The sequence below is a fragment of the Methylobacillus sp. DLP286 genome, from assembly GCF_056636515.1.
In genome coordinates this window covers 846,642-863,202 of record NZ_CM153145.1, presented here as the reverse complement: position 1 = coordinate 863,202, position 16,561 = coordinate 846,642, and the positions used below count along the sequence as shown (strand labels likewise).

The 16,561-nt window shown below is 57.6% G+C and carries 18 protein-coding genes; 13 read left to right on the top strand and 5 right to left on the bottom strand.

Going from position 1 to position 16,561, the window contains the following annotated elements:
- Positions 1-5 precede the first annotated feature (5 nt).
- From fabZ to rnhB, 4 genes are read left to right on the top strand one after another with little or no spacing between them, the layout of a single operon-like run.
- On the top strand, positions 6-467 hold the full coding sequence (gene fabZ / locus ACWXTG_RS04130; protein WP_407996658.1) for a 3-hydroxyacyl-ACP dehydratase FabZ: 462 nt from the start codon (positions 6-8) through the stop codon (positions 465-467).
- Positions 468-469: 2 nt separating this feature from the next.
- Complete coding sequence (gene lpxA / locus ACWXTG_RS04125) at positions 470-1,252, top strand: acyl-ACP--UDP-N-acetylglucosamine O-acyltransferase (RefSeq protein WP_480220806.1); 783 nt, start codon at positions 470-472, stop codon at positions 1,250-1,252.
- A gap of 14 nt (positions 1,253-1,266) precedes the next feature.
- Positions 1,267-2,403 carry a lipid-A-disaccharide synthase gene (gene lpxB, locus ACWXTG_RS04120; RefSeq protein ID WP_480220805.1) on the top strand — a complete coding sequence of 379 codons (1,137 nt, stop codon included), beginning with the start codon at positions 1,267-1,269 and terminating at the stop codon, positions 2,401-2,403.
- Positions 2,400-2,981, top strand: a complete 582-nt coding sequence (gene rnhB / locus ACWXTG_RS04115) for a ribonuclease HII (RefSeq protein ID WP_480220804.1) — start codon at positions 2,400-2,402, stop codon at positions 2,979-2,981. The genes lpxB and rnhB overlap by 4 nt, the downstream gene beginning before the upstream one ends.
- A 49-nt stretch (positions 2,982-3,030) precedes the next feature.
- On the opposite strand, the gene ACWXTG_RS04110 is transcribed toward rnhB, so the two are convergent.
- The 5 genes from ACWXTG_RS04110 to ACWXTG_RS04090 all read right to left on the bottom strand — a co-directional run bounded on the left by ACWXTG_RS04110 (position 3,031) and on the right by ACWXTG_RS04090 (position 9,188).
- Positions 3,031-3,741 carry an SAM-dependent methyltransferase gene (locus tag ACWXTG_RS04110; RefSeq protein WP_480220803.1) on the bottom strand — a complete coding sequence of 237 codons (711 nt, stop codon included), beginning with the start codon at positions 3,739-3,741 and terminating at the stop codon, positions 3,031-3,033.
- Positions 3,738-5,168, bottom strand: coding sequence for a DUF4139 domain-containing protein (locus ACWXTG_RS04105; RefSeq protein WP_480220802.1), 1,431 nt, complete (start codon positions 5,166-5,168; stop codon positions 3,738-3,740). Before ACWXTG_RS04105 ends, ACWXTG_RS04110 begins: the two co-directional genes overlap by 4 nt.
- A 25-nt stretch (positions 5,169-5,193) precedes the next feature.
- Entirely contained in the window at positions 5,194-5,772 is a 579-nt protein-coding gene (locus tag ACWXTG_RS04100) for a Maf family protein (RefSeq protein WP_480220801.1), read from the bottom strand.
- 108 nt (positions 5,773-5,880) lie between these two features.
- Complete coding sequence (gene oadA / locus ACWXTG_RS04095) at positions 5,881-7,731, bottom strand: sodium-extruding oxaloacetate decarboxylase subunit alpha (RefSeq protein ID WP_480220800.1); 1,851 nt, start codon at positions 7,729-7,731, stop codon at positions 5,881-5,883.
- A gap of 38 nt (positions 7,732-7,769) precedes the next feature.
- Positions 7,770-9,188, bottom strand: coding sequence for an acetyl-CoA carboxylase biotin carboxylase subunit (locus tag ACWXTG_RS04090; RefSeq protein WP_407994896.1), 1,419 nt, complete (start codon positions 9,186-9,188; stop codon positions 7,770-7,772).
- A 94-nt stretch (positions 9,189-9,282) separates the two neighbouring features.
- Between ACWXTG_RS04090 and ACWXTG_RS04085 the strand changes: the two genes are divergently transcribed.
- The 9 genes from ACWXTG_RS04085 (at position 9,283) to pabC (ending at position 16,561) form a co-directional block, all read left to right on the top strand.
- On the top strand, positions 9,283-9,786 hold the full coding sequence (locus tag ACWXTG_RS04085; RefSeq protein ID WP_480220799.1) for a YceD family protein: 504 nt from the start codon (positions 9,283-9,285) through the stop codon (positions 9,784-9,786).
- A gap of 18 nt (positions 9,787-9,804) precedes the next feature.
- The gene (gene rpmF / locus ACWXTG_RS04080; protein ID WP_230341835.1) at positions 9,805-9,984 is read left to right on the top strand and encodes a 50S ribosomal protein L32; all 180 of its coding nucleotides are present in this window, start codon (positions 9,805-9,807) and stop codon (positions 9,982-9,984) included.
- Positions 9,985-10,057: 73 nt separating this feature from the next.
- Positions 10,058-11,101 (top strand): phosphate acyltransferase PlsX, encoded by a 1,044-nt coding sequence (plsX, locus tag ACWXTG_RS04075; protein WP_480220798.1) that lies wholly within the window; start codon positions 10,058-10,060, stop codon positions 11,099-11,101.
- A gap of 9 nt (positions 11,102-11,110) precedes the next feature.
- The gene (locus ACWXTG_RS04070) at positions 11,111-12,067 is read left to right on the top strand and encodes a beta-ketoacyl-ACP synthase III (RefSeq protein ID WP_287111516.1); all 957 of its coding nucleotides are present in this window, start codon (positions 11,111-11,113) and stop codon (positions 12,065-12,067) included.
- 43 nt (positions 12,068-12,110) lie between these two features.
- Positions 12,111-13,040 carry an ACP S-malonyltransferase gene (gene fabD / locus ACWXTG_RS04065; protein WP_480220797.1) on the top strand — a complete coding sequence of 310 codons (930 nt, stop codon included), beginning with the start codon at positions 12,111-12,113 and terminating at the stop codon, positions 13,038-13,040.
- A gap of 20 nt (positions 13,041-13,060) precedes the next feature.
- Positions 13,061-13,795 (top strand): 3-oxoacyl-ACP reductase FabG, encoded by a 735-nt coding sequence (fabG, locus tag ACWXTG_RS04060; RefSeq protein ID WP_480220796.1) that lies wholly within the window; start codon positions 13,061-13,063, stop codon positions 13,793-13,795.
- Between the two features lie 114 nt (positions 13,796-13,909).
- Positions 13,910-14,146, top strand: a complete 237-nt coding sequence (gene acpP, locus ACWXTG_RS04055; protein WP_011479726.1) for an acyl carrier protein — start codon at positions 13,910-13,912, stop codon at positions 14,144-14,146.
- 38 nt (positions 14,147-14,184) lie between these two features.
- Positions 14,185-15,417: a beta-ketoacyl-ACP synthase II gene (gene fabF / locus ACWXTG_RS04050; protein WP_480220795.1), complete on the top strand. Its 1,233-nt coding sequence runs from the start codon at positions 14,185-14,187 to the stop codon at positions 15,415-15,417.
- A 328-nt stretch (positions 15,418-15,745) separates the two neighbouring features.
- Positions 15,746-16,561 carry an aminodeoxychorismate lyase gene (pabC, locus tag ACWXTG_RS04045; protein WP_407994891.1) on the top strand — a complete coding sequence of 272 codons (816 nt, stop codon included), beginning with the start codon at positions 15,746-15,748 and terminating at the stop codon, positions 16,559-16,561.

The window sequence follows — 16,561 nt, the reverse complement described above, 5'->3', positions numbered from 1 at the left end:
AAGCCATGACTGAACAAGCTATTACGAGCATGGATATTCATGAAATACTGAATTACCTGCCACACCGATATCCTTTTGTATTGGTGGATCGTGTGCTTTCGCTGGAACTGAACAAAGAGATCGTGGCCGTGAAGAACGTCACGATCAACGAGCCTTTCTTCCCTGGCCATTTTCCCTACCATCCAGTCATGCCAGGCGTGTTGATCGTGGAAGCGTTGGCCCAGGCTGCCGCCATCCTGTCGTTCAAGACCATGGACACCAAGCCCAACGACAAGTCCGTGTACTACTTTGCGGGCATGGATAATGTCCGCTTCAAGAAGCCGGTGTCGCCTGGCGACCAGCTCGTTCTCAAGGTCAGCATAGATCGCATATTGCGCGGTATCTGGAAATACAAGGGGGAGGCCCTGGTGGATGGCGCTGTCGTCGCTGAAGCGGAAATGATGTGTATCCTGAAAGCGATTGACTAAGCATGGCCGAACCGAGGATACATCCTACCGCGATTATTGATTCCAAGGCCGAGCTCGATTCCAGCGTAGAAGTCGGCGCGTTCACCATTGTCGGGCCAGGTGTCCGTATCGGCGCAGGCACCCGCGTGGCGAGCCATGTGGTGATCAAGGGGCCTACCACCATCGGCAAGGACAACCAGATATTCCAGTACTCGTCCCTGGGCGAGGTGCCACAAGACAAGAAATTCAAGGACGAGCCAACCCTGCTGGAAATCGGCGACGGCAATACCATCCGCGAGTTCTGCACTTTCAATCGCGGCACAGTGCAGGACAAGGGCACAACCAAGATCGGCAGCCACAACTGGATCATGGCCTACGTGCACATCGCCCACGATTGCGTGGTCGGCGACCATACCATTTTTGCCAACAATTCTTCCCTGGCAGGGCATGTGGACGTGCATGACCACGCCATCCTCGGCGGATTCACCTTGATCCACCAGTTCTGCAAAATCGGCTCCCATGTGATCACCGCAGTGGGCTCGGTCGTATTCAAGGATATTCCGCCTTACGTCACGGCTGCCGGCTATGATGCCAAGCCGCACGGCATCAACTCCGAGGGGCTGAAGCGCCGGGGCTTCTCTGCGGACAATATCCTGCAGATCAAGCGTGCGTACAAGACCTTGTACCGCAACGGCCTGACGCTGGAAGAAGCCAAGCAACAGCTGGCAGAGCAAAGCAAGACATCGCCAGAGCTGGATATTCTGGTCGATTTCCTCAACCAATCAACCCGCGGCATCGTCCGCTAGAAGCAGGGTGTGTCATGCCGACCATTGGTATTGTGGCCGGAGAGGCTTCTGGCGACTTATTGGGCAGCCATTTGATCCGGGCGCTGAAAAAGCAGCGTCCTGACCTCAAGTTCGTCGGCATTGCCGGCCCCAAGATGATCGCCGAAGGCGCGGAAACCCTGTTCCCGATGGAACGGCTTTCCGTGCGCGGTTACGTCGAGGTGCTGCGCCATTTGCCGGGATTGCTCAAAATCCGCAAGGAAGTGGCGCAACACTTTCTCGATCATCGTCCCGACGTGTTTATCGGGATTGATGCGCCGGACTTCAATTTCACGCTGGAGCGCAAGCTCAAGCGCCAGGGAATTCCCACCGTGCATTATGTCAGTCCCTCGATCTGGGCATGGCGGCGCGGCAAGATCAAGAAAATCCAGCAGGCGGTGTCGCACATGTTGGCGCTGTTCCCGTTCGAGCCGGAAATTTATCGGCAGGCCGGGGTGCCCGTCTCGTATGTCGGCCATCCCCTGGCGGACATGCTGCCGTTGGAGCCTGATCTTGAAGGAGCCCGCGAAGAGCTCAAGCTGCCGCAGGACAGCCTGGTCATCGCCATGCTGCCAGGCAGCCGCCAGAGCGAGGTGCAGCAATTGGCAGACCTGTACATCAAGACCGCCAAGCTCATTTTTGCCGAGCGGCCTGATGTGCGCTTCCTGGTGCCGTTGATTACCCGCGAGACGCGCGCCATCTTCGAGCGCGCCTTGTATGCGAATGAAGGCTACGACTTGCCGGTGAACATCATGTTCGGACATGCGCACCAGGCGATGGAAGCTGCGAATGCCGTGATCGTGGCCTCCGGCACCGCGACCCTGGAAGCCGCCTTGATCAAGCGGCCCATGATCATTACCTACCGCATGCCTAATCTGAGCTGGCAGATATTGAAGCGCATGAAGTACCTGCCTTACGTCGGCTTGCCGAACGTTTTGGCCGGGCGCTTCATCGTGCCGGAGTTGTTGCAACATGATGCCGTGCCGGAAAAACTGGCAGCGACCTTGCTGCAGATGCTCAACGACAAATCCCGGATTGCCGACATACAAACGGAGTTTCGCCGCATGCATGAGCTGCTGCGGCAAAATACGGAGGAGAAGGCGGCGCAGGCAGTGCTGTCTTTCATCAAATGAGCAATGAACGCGTGATTATCTGCGGCGTGGATGAGGCCGGCCGGGGCCCTCTGGCGGGGGCCGTCTATGCCGCGGCCGTGATCCTGGACCCGCAGCGTCCTATCCTCGGCCTGGCAGATTCCAAGACACTCAGCGAGAAAAAGCGCGATACGCTGGCAATCGAGATCAAGCAGCACGCGCTGGCTTGGGCGATTGCCTCGTGCAGCGCCGAAGAAATCGACGAGATCAACATTCTGCAGGCAAGCCTGCTGGCGATGAAGCGCGCGATCGATCAATTGACGGTAATGCCCATGCGGGTGCTGGTCGACGGCCTGCATTGTCCCAAGATCACGATACCCGCCCAAGGCATCGTCAAGGGGGACAGCAAGGTGCAGGAGATTGCCGCGGCTTCCATCCTGGCGAAGACGGCGCGCGACTATGAAATGGTGGAAATGCATGCGCGCTATCCGCAGTATGACTTCGCCAAGCATAAGGGCTATCCGACAGCCCACCACCTCAGGCTGCTTGCCGAGCATGGCGCCTGCGATATCCATAGGCGCAGTTATGCGCCGGTCAAGAAAGTGTTGGGGCTGGTCTAGGTAGGTTTCTAATGCCGGGCCTAGGAATTAGGAATTCAGGCCCGGCCTTTCATGCAAGCAGCAGGAACACCGTTGGCTGCTTGTGCAGTTCCGGCAATTCCGACTTTTTCCAATCCTTGATGGGCTTGCTGACGATCAACTCGGTCGGCAGGCTGATGTTGCGCGCGATGCACAACCTGGTTTCCGCAGCGCAATGGGCGAGCATGTCCTCCAGCAGGTGCTGGTTGCGGTAAGGCGTCTCGATGAAAATCTGCGTTTCCTGCTGTTGCCTTGATTGGCGCTCGATATCCTTTATCCTCTGGATCCTGGCTTGCTTGTCGCTGGGCAAGTAGCCGAGGAATGCGAAACGCTGCCCGTTCAATCCCGACCCCATTAGCGCCAGCAGGATGGAAGAGGGGCCGACCAGCGGGGCGACGCGGATGTTCTTTCTATGGGCCAGTGCCGCCAGGCGTGCGCCAGGGTCGGCAATCCCGGGGCAGCCTGCCTCAGACATCAGCCCCACGTCCTGCCCGGCGAGCAACGGCGCCAGCAAGGCGGGCAGCTCCGTATCCGTCGTATGCTCGTTGAGCGTCAGCAGTGTCAGCTCCCGGACGGGTTTGGCTGTCTTGACCAGGCCGAGAAAGCGCCGCGCGGTTTTTTCATTCTCGACAACAAAGGTCTCCAGGCCTTGCGCCAGCAGAATGACCTCCTGCGGCAAGGCTTGCTGGATATTGTCCGCCCCCAGCGTCACCGGGAGCATGTATAGCGTGCCTGCGCTCAATGCTTCACCTGCACGCGGTAAGTGAGCGTGGCGCTGCCTTCCGCCGGGATATTGATACTCCAAGTGGCCGTGTTGCTGCTGGTTTTTGTGCTGGGACGGCTTTGTGACAATATGCTCCAGTCGCCGGGGATCGGCTCAACGACCTTGACTGTGACAGCCTGGTTCTTGGCATTCTTGATCACGATTTCGTAAGCGCTCTCGAACTGGCTGCTGCCCTTGGCAGGGTTGGGCAGTTTCTTGAAGTCGGTCTGCTTCTTGTTGGCGGTGACGTCAAAGGCTTCCCCGAGCTTGAGGCGAACGGTTTCGTTTTTTGCTGTATGGTCGATATTGTCCTCGCCGACAAATTGGGCGTTGCCTTGGCTGTCTTTCTTGTATACCCGCATGATGCCCTTGGGAATGGGTTTGCCGAGTTTGGCGCTTTCCTTGTTATCGAACTCGACGAATACGCCCACTTTCAATTTTTGCCCCAAGTCTCCCTGGCTGGACCGGTAGTAGTAGGGCGAGCCTCTCAATACCAGCTCTTTGCGCACAGGCACTGATTGGGCGCTGAGCAAAGCCACCTGCTTGGTCTGGTTTTCGGCCAAGGTGGTGGGGCGCTCGAGCGTATAGAGGTGATATTCGAGCAATGCCTCCTGGGCCATGGCAGGCGCGGCGTCCGCCATCATCATCTCGTTCTTGCGCATTTGTACCATCGGCGCGGGCGGCGGAGCGACCCGGTTGACGTCGCCGGCGACCAATTGCAGCTTGGCATCCCGGTATGTGGTGCCGCTGGTGTTGGACAATGTGACCCAGCCGGATAGGTCAAGACGGTCTTCTGCCGCATTGAGTTCGGCGACATAGTCGGCCTGCCAGCTCAAGCCGTGAGTTAGATAGCTCAGCTCGACATCCTGCGGGCCGGATTGCCTGGTGTTGACCTGGGTCACCAAGGTCGGACGGTCACGCAGGTTTTCCGGCACGTCGGGATACACGATGCGCCCGGGAACCCCGGTTTCTATCCGGTTGCCCATCTTGAGTACTGTGCCGTTATTGGCGGCCAGCACGTAGGCTTGCTCTACGGTTTCAGCGCCCGTGGCAGGATTGGTGCGGATCACCTGCACCGTCTGGCCGATATATTTCTCCAGGAGTTTCTCCGGGCTGAGCAGGTCATAGTCGAAATTCTGCTCCAATGTCTGCAATTGCCCGCTTAAGCTGCGCAACAATGCAGTCTCGGGACGGATCTGCGCACTGACGTCGCGCAAGGCCAATGCATTGAGGCCGGATTGCAGGTTGACCTTGCGCTGGTCTTTCACCAGGGCGAGGTCGCCGTTATAAATTGTGACAGCGACGCTTTGCTGGTCATGCAATGTGCTTCGGATTTCATCCGGGGCTGCAACAGCCTGGAAGGCGGCCATCAGGCTCATGGCAATCATCGTGCGTTTCAAGCTCATGGAATCTCCTCTGGGGGAACTCTGTTTATATGACATCGACACCCTGGCTGGCCAGCATGTCGATGAGGCGTATCAACGGCAGGCCAATCAGCGCATTGGGGTCGTCGCCCTGCATGGCAGCGATGATGGCGATGCCCAGCCCTTCCGATTTTGCGCTGCCGGCGCATTGATAAGGCTGTTCTTTTTGCAGATAGTTCTCGATCTGCCGGTCGCTCAGGTCGCGGAACTTCACGGTATAGGGCACGACATCGGCCTGCATTTCCTGCGTGGCTGCATTGTATAGGCAGAGGGCGCTATGAAAAACCACGCTGCGATTTCGCATCAGGGTCAATTGCCTCACGGCATTATCATGCGTCACGGGCTTGCCTAGCTGCAGGCCGTCCAGGGTCGCCACCTGGTCGCAGCCGATGACCAATGCATCGGGAAATGCTTCCGCCACTTTCCTGGCCTTGGCCTGGGCAAGGCGTAGTGCGGTGTGTTCCGGGGCTTCCCCGGGTTGTGGCGTCTCGTCTATATCGGGGGATTGCACGCTGAAAGGCAATTGCAGGCGGGCGAGCAATTCACGCCGGTAAGGGGAGGAGGAGGCAAGGATCAAGGGAGGCATACAAGGTTGAGCGGTCAAAACTTTATTGTGGCACGGCGTTACTAATGAGGCAAAAATAGCAATAAAAAAGCCGGCCTGGGCCGGCTTTTGGCAGAAAGCTCAAGGTGCTCAGTCGGGCTGGATTTCCAGCAGGGCTTCGTCCGGAGTGACGCTATCGCCCTTCTTGACGTTGATCGCAACCACGACGCCGCTCTTGGAGGCCTGGATTTCGTTTTCCATCTTCATGGCTTCGATCACGAGAACGGCATCTCCCGCATTCACCTTGTCGCCCACGTTGACCTTGACGTCCACAATGGTGCCGGGCATGGCGGTGGTGACGCAGCCGGCATGGGTCGGGCGGGGACGGCCGCTGCCCGTAGTGCTGCTTGCCTTCTTTTTCGCTTCGCCGCTGCTTTGGCCGCTGGAAACCTCGATTTCATTGAGGGTTTCCACCACGACTTCTTCCGCCACGCCGTCCACCGAGACATAGAATGGACGCTGCTCTTCGCCGTGGTGGCCGCTGCCGGTCAGCTTGATGTGGAAGCTTTCGCCATGCAATGTGACATTGAACTCGGTAGGCGCGAAGCGCGAATGGGATTCGCTGGAAGTGACGGCCTCCTTGTCCAGCAGGGGCTCGGGCTTGAGCGTACCGGCATTGCGCTCTTGCAGGAAGGTCTTTGCCAGGTCGGGGAACATGGCATAGGTGAGCACGTCTTCCTCGCTCTTGGCCAGGCCTTCCACCTCATTGCGCAGTTTTTCCATTTCCGCAGTCAGGAGGTCGGCAGGGCGGCAGTCAATGACTTGCGCATTGCCGACGGCCAGGCTGCGCACGTCCGGGTTGACGGTGGCAGGCGCCTTGCCGTAATGACCCAACAGGTAGTTCTTGACCTCGTTGGTGACGGACTTGTAGCGCGCGCCCGTCATGACGTTCAATACCGCCTGGGTGCCGACGATCTGGGAGGTGGGCGTGACCAGCGGAGGATAGCCCAGGTCTTCGCGTACGCGCGGGATTTCGTCCAGCACCGCGTCCATGCGGTCCAGCGCGCCTTGTTCCTTCAACTGGTTGGAAAGGTTGGAAATCATGCCGCCCGGCACCTGGTTGACCAGCACGCGGGTATCGACGCCGGTGAATTCGCTTTCGAACTGCCAGTACTTCTTGCGCACTTCGCGGAAATAGGCGGAGATTTCCTGTAGCAGGCCGATATCCAGGCCGGTGTCGTAATCAGTGCCTTTCAGGGCCGCGACGATGCTTTCGGTGGTAGGCAGGCTGGCGCCTTCGGCAAATGAGGAAATGCAGCCGTCGACGATGGCAACGCCGTTGTCTACCGCACGTTGGATCGACATGCTGGCCAGGCCGGAAGTGGCATGGGCATGCAGGTGGATGGGCAGGCTGACCGCCTCGCGCAGAGCCTTGACCAAGTCGCCCGTCACCTGCGGCGTGAGCAGGCTCGCCATATCCTTGATGGCGATGGTGTCGCAACCGAAGCTTTCCAGTTCCTTCGCCAAGTTGACGAAATAGGGGATGTCATGCACGGGACTGGTCGTGTAGCTGATAGTGCCTTCTGCATGCTTGCCGACCGCCTTGACTGCTTCGATGGAAACCTTGAGGTTGCGCAGGTCGTTCATGGCGTCAAAAATGCGGAACACGTCAATACCGTTGTCGGCGGACTTTTGCACGAAGGCGCGGACCACGTCATCCGAGTAGTGGCGGTAGCCCAACAGGTTCTGGCCGCGCAACAGCATCTGGATGCGCGTGTTGGGCAATGCCTTGCGCAATTTTTTCAGGCGCTCCCAGGGGTCTTCGCGCAGGTAGCGTACGCAGGCGTCGAATGTCGCGCCGCCCCAGGCTTCCAACGACCAATAGCCGACAGCATCGAGTTTGGAACAGATGGGCAGCATGTCGTCGGTGCGCATGCGGGTCGCAATCAGCGACTGGTGACCATCACGTAGAACTACATCGGTTACATGTACTTTTGCCATAATCTTTTTCTACCACTTCAAGGTGTTAATTTTAAGCCTCAGATACCCTCGTGGGCAGCTATGGCGGCTGAAATCGCCGCTGCAATCAGTTCGCGCGGGAACTGGGTTGCATAGTTGGCAAGCTCGGGATGGGACTCGACAAAGCTGGTGTTGAACTGGGCATTGCGGAAGTCCTGGTGCTTGAGGATTTCCTGATAATAAGGAATCGTCGTCTTGACGCCGTACACCACCGTGTCGTTGAGCGCGCGGCGGCCGCGTTCCACCACGCTTTCCCAATTCAGCGCCCAAACGGTGAGCTTGGCGCACATGGAGTCGTAGTAGGGCGGGATCACGTAACCGCTGTACATGGCGGCGTCCATGCGGATACCCGGGCCGCCGGGGGCGTAGTAGCGGGTGATCTTGCCGAAGCTGGGCAGGAAGTCGTTCTTGGGGTCTTCCGCGTTGATGCGGAATTCCATGGCAAAGCCGCGGTACTGCACTTCCGACTGCTTGTACTGCAGGCGCTGGCCGTCGGCGACGCGGATCTGCTCCTGCACGATGTCGATGCCGGTGATCTGCTCGGTCACGGTATGCTCCACCTGCAAGCGGGTGTTCATTTCCATGAAATAGAAGTTGTTGTCGGAATCGAGCAGGAACTCGACCGTCCCCGCGTTCTTGTAGCCTACGGCCTTGGCGGCCTTGACCGCCAGGTTGCCGATATACTCGCGCTGCGCCTTGCTCAATTGCGGGGAAGGCGCAATCTCGATCAGCTTCTGGTTGCGGCGCTGGATCGAACAGTCGCGCTCGAACAGGTGGATGACGTTGCCGTGGCTGTCGGCCAGCACCTGCACCTCGATATGGCGCGGATTGACCACACATTTTTCAAGGAACACTTCCGGCTTGCCGAACGCCTTGCTGGCCTCGGAAATGACGCGGTCGTAGTTACCTAGCAGCTCTTTTTCGTCGTTACAGCGGCGAATGCCGCGGCCGCCGCCGCCGTTGGTGGCTTTCAGCATCACGGGATAACCGATCTTGGCGGCGAGTTTGCGTGCTTCTTCCAGGTTTTCCAGGTTGCCGTCGCTGCCGGGCACGCATGGGATGCCAGCCTTGATCATGGCGGTACGCGCCTGGATCTTATCCCCCATCTGGCGAATCACCTTGGCGTCGGGCCCGATGAACTTGATGCCGCGGCGCGCGCAGATTTCGGCGAGCTCGGGGTTCTCGGAAAGGAAGCCATAGCCAGGGTGCAGCGCATCGCACCCCGATGCGACGGCAAGATTGACGATATTATGTGCATTCAGGTAGCCCAGCACCGGATCGGATCCGATGTTGTAGGCCTCGTCCGCCTTTTTGACGTGCAATGCGTGGCGGTCGGCGTCAGAATATATAGCAACAGACTTGATGCCCATCTCGGAGCAGGCGCGTACGATACGCACGGCAATTTCGCCACGATTGGCAATTAGAATTTTTTTGATCACGTAGTAAACCTAAACCTGAAAAATAGTGCTGATTTTTGACAGGGAAACCCGCAAATTATATCATGCGCGGCTTATGACTGCACAAGCAATCCACATGCCTGTTATCAACAGTCTCGACTTCTCGAGAAAAGCGCAAGAGTTTCATGATATAATCCCGCTCTTGCGATTTTCTCGCTTGGGTGAGTATCTGGCCGATACCGATGGTTCGCTGGAAATCACCTTGAATGGCAGGGCGGACAAGTCGGGCAAACCCACGCTTCATTTAGAAGTGCGCGGTGCGCTCAAGCTGACTTGTCAGCGTTGCCTGGATTCATTTGAATACCCGCTGGATGTGGCTGCAGATTTTGTGATCGTCACCAGTGAAGATGCGATTCCATCGCCAGATTCAGATGAATATGACGATGAGGTGGATTACTTGGTGGCGGAAACGCAAATGCCGGTGATAGACCTGGTAGAAGACGAGATATTGCTGACTTTGCCATTGGCGCCCAAGCATGCTGAAGAGGCGTGTGGCGGCGCTGGCAAGGTCGAGTTGGAAAAACCAAGTCCTTTTGCTGTGTTAAAAGGGTTTAAAGCTGGCAAAAGCCAAAACGATTAGTTTAATTAGGAGCAAATTATGGCCGTTCAACAAAATAAAAAGTCACCATCCAAGCGTGGCATGCACCGTTCCCACGACTTCCTGACCAACCCGCCGCTGGCAGTTGAGCCAACCACTGGCGAAACCCATCTGCGTCACCACGTCAGCCCTAACGGCTACTACCGTGGCCGCAAGGTATTGCCAGCCAAGGGTGAGTAATCTCCCTGGATTTGCAGGTATATGCGCCAGCCTTTACGGCTGGCGCTTTTGTATTTAACCTCCGATTGTGAGCATGGATATAACTGTTGCTATCGACGCGATGGGAGGCGATCATGGCCCTCATGTCACCATTCCCGCCGCGCTCAACGCTATCAAGCAGGATAGCCAATTAAACATCATTCTTGTCGGCTTGAAGGATGTGATCGAGGCCGAGCTTTCTGCCAACAAGGCGGCGGCAGGCCCGCGCCTCAGGATTCACCATGCCACTGAAGTGGTGGCAATGGACGAGTCTCCCCAGAGCGCGCTCAAGAACAAAAAAGATTCATCCATGCGCGTGGCCATCAACCTCGTCAAGAGCGGCGAGGCAAATGCGTGCGTCAGCGCCGGCAATACCGGAGCCTTGATGGCGACGGCGCGTTTTGTCCTCAAGACGCTGCCGGGCATAGACAGGCCTGCGATCGCAGGCATACTGCCAACCCAAAAAGGCCGGGTTTACATGCTGGACCTCGGCGCCAATGCCGACTGTACTCCCGAGCATTTGCTGCAATTCGCCATCATGGGCGCCATGCTGGTGTCCTGCGTCGAGCACAAGGAGCGGCCTACCGTGGGCCTGCTCAACATCGGCTCCGAGGACATCAAGGGCAACGAGGTGGTGAAACAGGCGGGCGAACTGCTGCGCGCGAGCCATCTCAATTTCTATGGCAATATCGAGGGCAACGACATCTACAAGGGCACGACCGATGTCGTGGTCTGCGACGGCTTCGTCGGCAATGTCGCCCTCAAGACCTCTGAAGGTCTGGCCCAGATGGTCAATCGTTTTTTGACGCAAGAATTCAAGCGCAATTGGCTGACGAAGCTGACGGCATTGATTGCCATGCCCGTGCTCAAGGCCTTCAAGCGAAGGCTGGATCATCGCCGCTATAACGGTGCCACCTTCCTGGGCTTGCGCGGCGTCGTGGTGAAGAGCCACGGCGGCGCAGACAGCCTGGCGTTCCAATATGCGATCCAGGCGGCGGCGGAAGAGTCGCGCAACGGCGTCCTGAACCGTATCACCGAGCAACTCGAAATCGAGCACCTCAAGCCGCAGCCTGCTGCGCCGGGTGCCGAGAATATATAAAGAGGGCATATGACCATCTATTCGCGCATCTTGGGAACCGGCAGCTATTTGCCGGAGAAGATTCTGACCAACGCTGATCTTGAGCGCATGGTCGATACAACGGATGAGTGGATCTATACCCGTACCGGCATCCGCCAACGGCATATTGCCGCCGAGGGCGAATTCACCAGCGACCTGTCCTTCCATGCCGCACAGCGTGCACTGGAGGCTGCGGGCGTCACTGCGGATGCCGTGGATTTGATCATTGTCGCCACCACGACGCCCGACCGCGTGTTTCCGAGCACGGCTTGCCTGCTGCAGCACAAGCTGGGCAATACGGGCGCGCCTGCGTTCGATGTGCAGGCGGTATGCAGCGGCTTCATCTATGCGATTGCCACTGCCGATAATTTCATCCGCAGCGGCGCGGCGCGCACCGCGCTCGTGGTGGGGGCCGAGACCATGTCGCGCATCACCGACTGGACCGACCGCAGCAACTGTATCCTCTGGGGGGACGGCGCCGGCGCGGTAGTGCTGGGCGCCAGCGACCAGCAGGGCATCATCTCCACTCATCTGCACGCCGACGGCAGCTACACAAAACTGCTCAATGTGCCGACTGGCGTTTCCAACCGCGGCGAGGACAAGACCATCCATATGGAAGGCAACGCCGTGTTCAAGATCGCGGTGAACACATTGGACGCCATCGTCGATGAAACGCTGGAGGCCAACGGCATGCAGAAATCGGACATCGATTGGCTGGTGCCGCACCAGGCCAATATCCGCATCCTGCAGTCGACCGCGCGCAAGCTGGGCATGGAAATGGACCGGGTGGTGGTCACCGTGGACAAGCACGGCAACACCTCCGCCGCATCCGTACCGCTGGCCCTGGATGTCGCCGTGCGCGACGGGCGCATCAAGCGTGGCGAAACCGTGCTGATGGAAGCATTCGGCGGCGGCTTTACCTGGGGCTCCGTGCTCCTCAAGTATTAATTCATTCAAACGATTCCTTACGACCTAAAAAAAGGCCGCATTCATGAATTTCGCATTTTTCTTTCCCGGGCAAGGCTCACAATCCGTCGGCATGATGCAGGGCTTTGGCGATCTTGCCGTGATCAAGGACACATTCGTCGAGGCTTCCGATACGCTTGGCGTCGATTTCTGGCGCATGGCGACCGAGCCCAACGATGCGCTCAACCAGACCACCAATACCCAGCCGTTGATGCTGGCCGCCGGCGTTGCGACATGGCGCGCGTGGCAATCCCAGGGCGGGCCACTGCCGACCGTGTTGGCTGGCCATAGCCTGGGCGAATACACCGCGCTGGTTGCGGCCGGCATCGTGTCCTACGAAGCGGCATTGCCTCTGGTGCGTTTCCGTGCCGACGTCATGCAGCGTGCCGTGGCCGAAGGCGTCGGCGCCATGGCGGCCGTGCTCGGGCTGGACGACGATGCCGTTCGTGCGGCCTGTGCCGAGGCGGCGCAAGGCGAGGTGCTGGAAGCAGTCAATTTGAACTCCCCTGGCCAGGTCGTGATCGCCGGGCACAAGGCTGCGGTTGAGCGCGGTATCGAGGCTGCCAAGGCGAAGGGCGCCAAGCGCGCCTTGCTGCTGCCGGTCAGCGTGCCGTCCCATTGCGCCCTGATGAAGCCTGCGGCGGATGAGCTGGCCGAGTATCTCAAGGATGTGGGGTTCGCATCCGCCCAAATCCCAGTGCTGCATAATGCAGACGTGGCTTCATATGAAGATGCGGCCAAGGTCAAGGATGCCTTGGTGCGCCAGCTTTACAGCCCTGTACGCTGGGTGGAAACCGTGCAGGCGGTGCATGCCTCCGGCGTGACTGCCAGCGCGGAGTGCGGCCCTGGCAAGGTATTGGCCGGGCTGGTCAAGCGCACGGTGGCCGAGCTGCCATGCATCGCATTGATCAACCAGGAAGCGCTGGCGGAAGCCCAGGCGCAATTCAATCAATAATCATCGAGGAGGAGGCAATCATGCTGGAAGGGCAAATTGCACTTGTTACAGGCGCCAGCCGCGGTATTGGCGCCGCCATTGCGCAGGAGCTGGCAAAGCAGGGCGCCAAGGTAGTCGGCACCGCGACCAGTGAGTCCGGCGCTGCTAATATTACGCAGGCGTTGAGCGCCTACGGCGGCATTGGCCTGGCGTTGGATGTCAATGACGCCGGGCAAGTCGAGACCGTATTGAAGAACATTGCCGGCCAGTTTGGCGATGTCAGCATCCTGGTGAACAATGCAGGTATCACGCGCGACACCCTATTGATGCGCATGAAGGACGAAGACTGGGACGCCGTGATCGCGACCAACCTGACATCCGTCTACCGGATGTCGCAGGCGGTGCTGCGCCCGATGATGAAGGCCAGAAGCGGCCGTATCATCAACATCTCCTCCGTGGTGGGCCATATGGGCAATGCCGGCCAGGCCAACTATGCGGCAGCCAAGGCCGGCATGGCGGGGTTCACGCGCTCGCTGGCGGCAGAAGTCGGCAGCCGGGGCATTACCGTGAACTGCGTCGCGCCAGGTTTTATCGATACCGACATGACGCGCGAACTGCCCGACAATGTACGCGAAGAACTCTTGAAACGCGTGCCGGCTGGCCGTTTCGGCGATGTAGCCGATATTGCTGCGGCAGTCGGCTTCCTGGCGTCCCAGGCTGCGGGTTATATCACCGGCGAAACCCTGCATGTGAATGGCGGCATGTACATGGCGTAATGCCCTGTATAGCGGCCTATACCACTTAGTCATTCTGTTTTTGAATTCCTCGGGACTTTTGATAGAATAGCCCGAGCTTTTTTAAGCGACTTAAACTTGAAAGGAATAATTTAGATGTCTGACATCGAACAACGCGTTAAAAAGATCGTTTCCGAACAACTGGGTGCAAACGAGGCTGACGTCAAGAACGAATCCTCCTTTGTTGACGATCTGGGTGCTGATTCTCTCGACACCGTGGAATTGGTGATGGCGCTGGAAGAAGAATTCGACTGCGAAATTCCTGACGAAGAAGCCGAAAAGATCACAACAGTTCAGCAAGCGATTGACTACGTCAACGCAAACCTGAAGTAAGCTTTTTTCCCCAATTTCCGTTTTTACTTGGAGTTGCCTTGTCCAAGCGTAGGGTAGTTGTAACTGGCCTAGGCGTTGTGTCACCAGTCGGTATCGGTGTACAAACATCCTGGGCCAATCTTGTGGCCGGTCAATCCGGTATCACCAATATCACCAAATTCGATGCCAGCCCTTTTGCCTCGCAAGTTGCGGGCGAAGTGAAGGGCTTCGACGTATCGCAATATCTTCCCGCCAAGGAAGCCCGTCGTATGGATACTTTTATCCAATACGGCATGGCGGCCGCGATCGAGGCGGTGAAGGATGCGGGCATTGAAGTGACTGAGGAAAATGCCGAGCGCATTGGGGTCTCCATCGGCTCCGGCATCGGCGGCCTGCAATTGATCGAGGATACGGACAAGGTTCATCACGAGTCCGGTCCGCGAAAGATTTCGCCTTTCTTCATTCCCGGCACCATCATTAACATGATTTCGGGCAACCTTTCCATCATGTATGGGTTCAAGGGTCCGAACGTCGCTATCGTGACGGCTTGTACTACAGGCACGCACTCGATTGGCGATGCAGCCCGCATGATTGAATATGGTGATGCCGACATCATGGTGGCCGGCGGTGCCGAGGCGCCGATTACTGAGCTTGGCGTGGGCGGCTTTGCTGCCGCACGTGCCTTGTCGACCCGTAACGATGATCCCGCCACGGCCAGCCGTCCCTGGGATGCCGACCGTGATGGTTTCGTGATTGGCGAAGGGGCCGGTGTCCTTGTGCTGGAAGAGTATGAGTCGGCCAAGAAGCGCGGTGCCAAGATCTATGCGGAGCTGGTAGGGTACGGCATGAGTGCCGATGCATATCATATGACGGCTCCCAGCATGGATGGCCCTCGCCGCTCGGTGGTCAATGCATTGAAGAATGCGGGCCTCAATCCCGACCAGATCCAGTTCGTGAACGCGCACGGCACATCCACGCCGTTAGGCGACGTGAATGAAACCAATGCGATCAAGGCTGCATTTGGCGACCACGCCAAGAACCTGGTGGTGAATTCCACCAAGTCGATGACGGGCCACTTGCTGGGCGGTGCGGGCGGATTGGAGTCGGTCTTCACCGTACTCTCCATCTATCATCAGATATCTCCGCCGACCATCAATATCTTCAATCAGGATACTGAATGCGATTTGGATTTTTGTGCCAATGAAGCCAGGGATTTGAAGATTGATGCGGCCGTGAAAAACAACTTCGGTTTTGGCGGTACGAACGGAAGCCTGGTATTCCGCAAGATTTAACTCACACTTAAAACGAAGCAAACTCCGTAAAGGCCCGTGCACTCTCATGAAGAGTCACGGGCCTTTATGCACAGATTTGTGGCATATGACAGTAAGATGTCGTCTTTACTGCTTGTTTATATGGGTGTTTTTGTAAATCATTGATTTTTAAAAATAAAATTATCTGCCTAAAAACTGGGCGATTCAGAAAAACTGTAATGGTAACGGTAGCTTAGCAGTACTTTCCGAAGTCCATCCACAAAATTATCCACAGCTTTTGTGGAGAGAAAATCTTTCTAAGCCGGTGCATATGCTTTAGCATGGACGGCTGTTGATTTTACATATCCCAATGAGTACAACCACCTTCCTGATTAACGGTGTCCCCGATGCGGGGGTGTCCCCGCTGGATCGCGGACTTGCCTACGGCGATGGCGTATTTCGCACCATCCGCGTAGTGCAGGGTCAACCGGCAGCCTGGGCAGAGCACTATGCCAAATTGGACGACGACAGCAGGCGCCTTAAACTGCTGTGTCCTGACGCAGCCGCCTGGCAAGCCGATATTGCGAGGCTTTTTGCGGACCAGGGCGATGGCGTCGTCAAGCTGGTATTGACCCGCGGCATCGCTGAGCGCGGGTATGCGGTTGCCGATCGCGTCAGCGTCACGCGTATCGTCATCCGCAGTCCATTGCCCAGCTATCCAGAACAGAATGCCAGTGCTGGCATTCGTGCGCATCTTTGCAATACCAGGCTGGCGCATCAACCCTTGTTGGCCGGGATCAAGCACCTCAATCGCCTGGAAAACGTGCTCGCCAGGCAGGAGTGGACCGACCCCGGCATCAGCGAAGGGATAATGCTGGACCAGGACGGCCTGGTGGTCGAGGGGGTAATGAGCAATATCTTGGCACGCTCAGGTACAATACTCGCGACACCTGACCTTGAACGTTGCGGTGTCGCTGGTATTACCCGCCAACGTATTCTGGATATTGCGCCCGGTCTTGGATTGACTCCCGTCATCACGCCATTGACGCTAGCCGAGTTGATGAGTGCTGATGAGGTCGTGATGTGCAATAGCCTTTACGGCGCCTGGCAGGTTGTGGATTTCAATGGCCGAACCTGGCTGGCAGGCCAGCTGGCTGGCAGGTTGCGGCAAATTTTGCAGGAATAG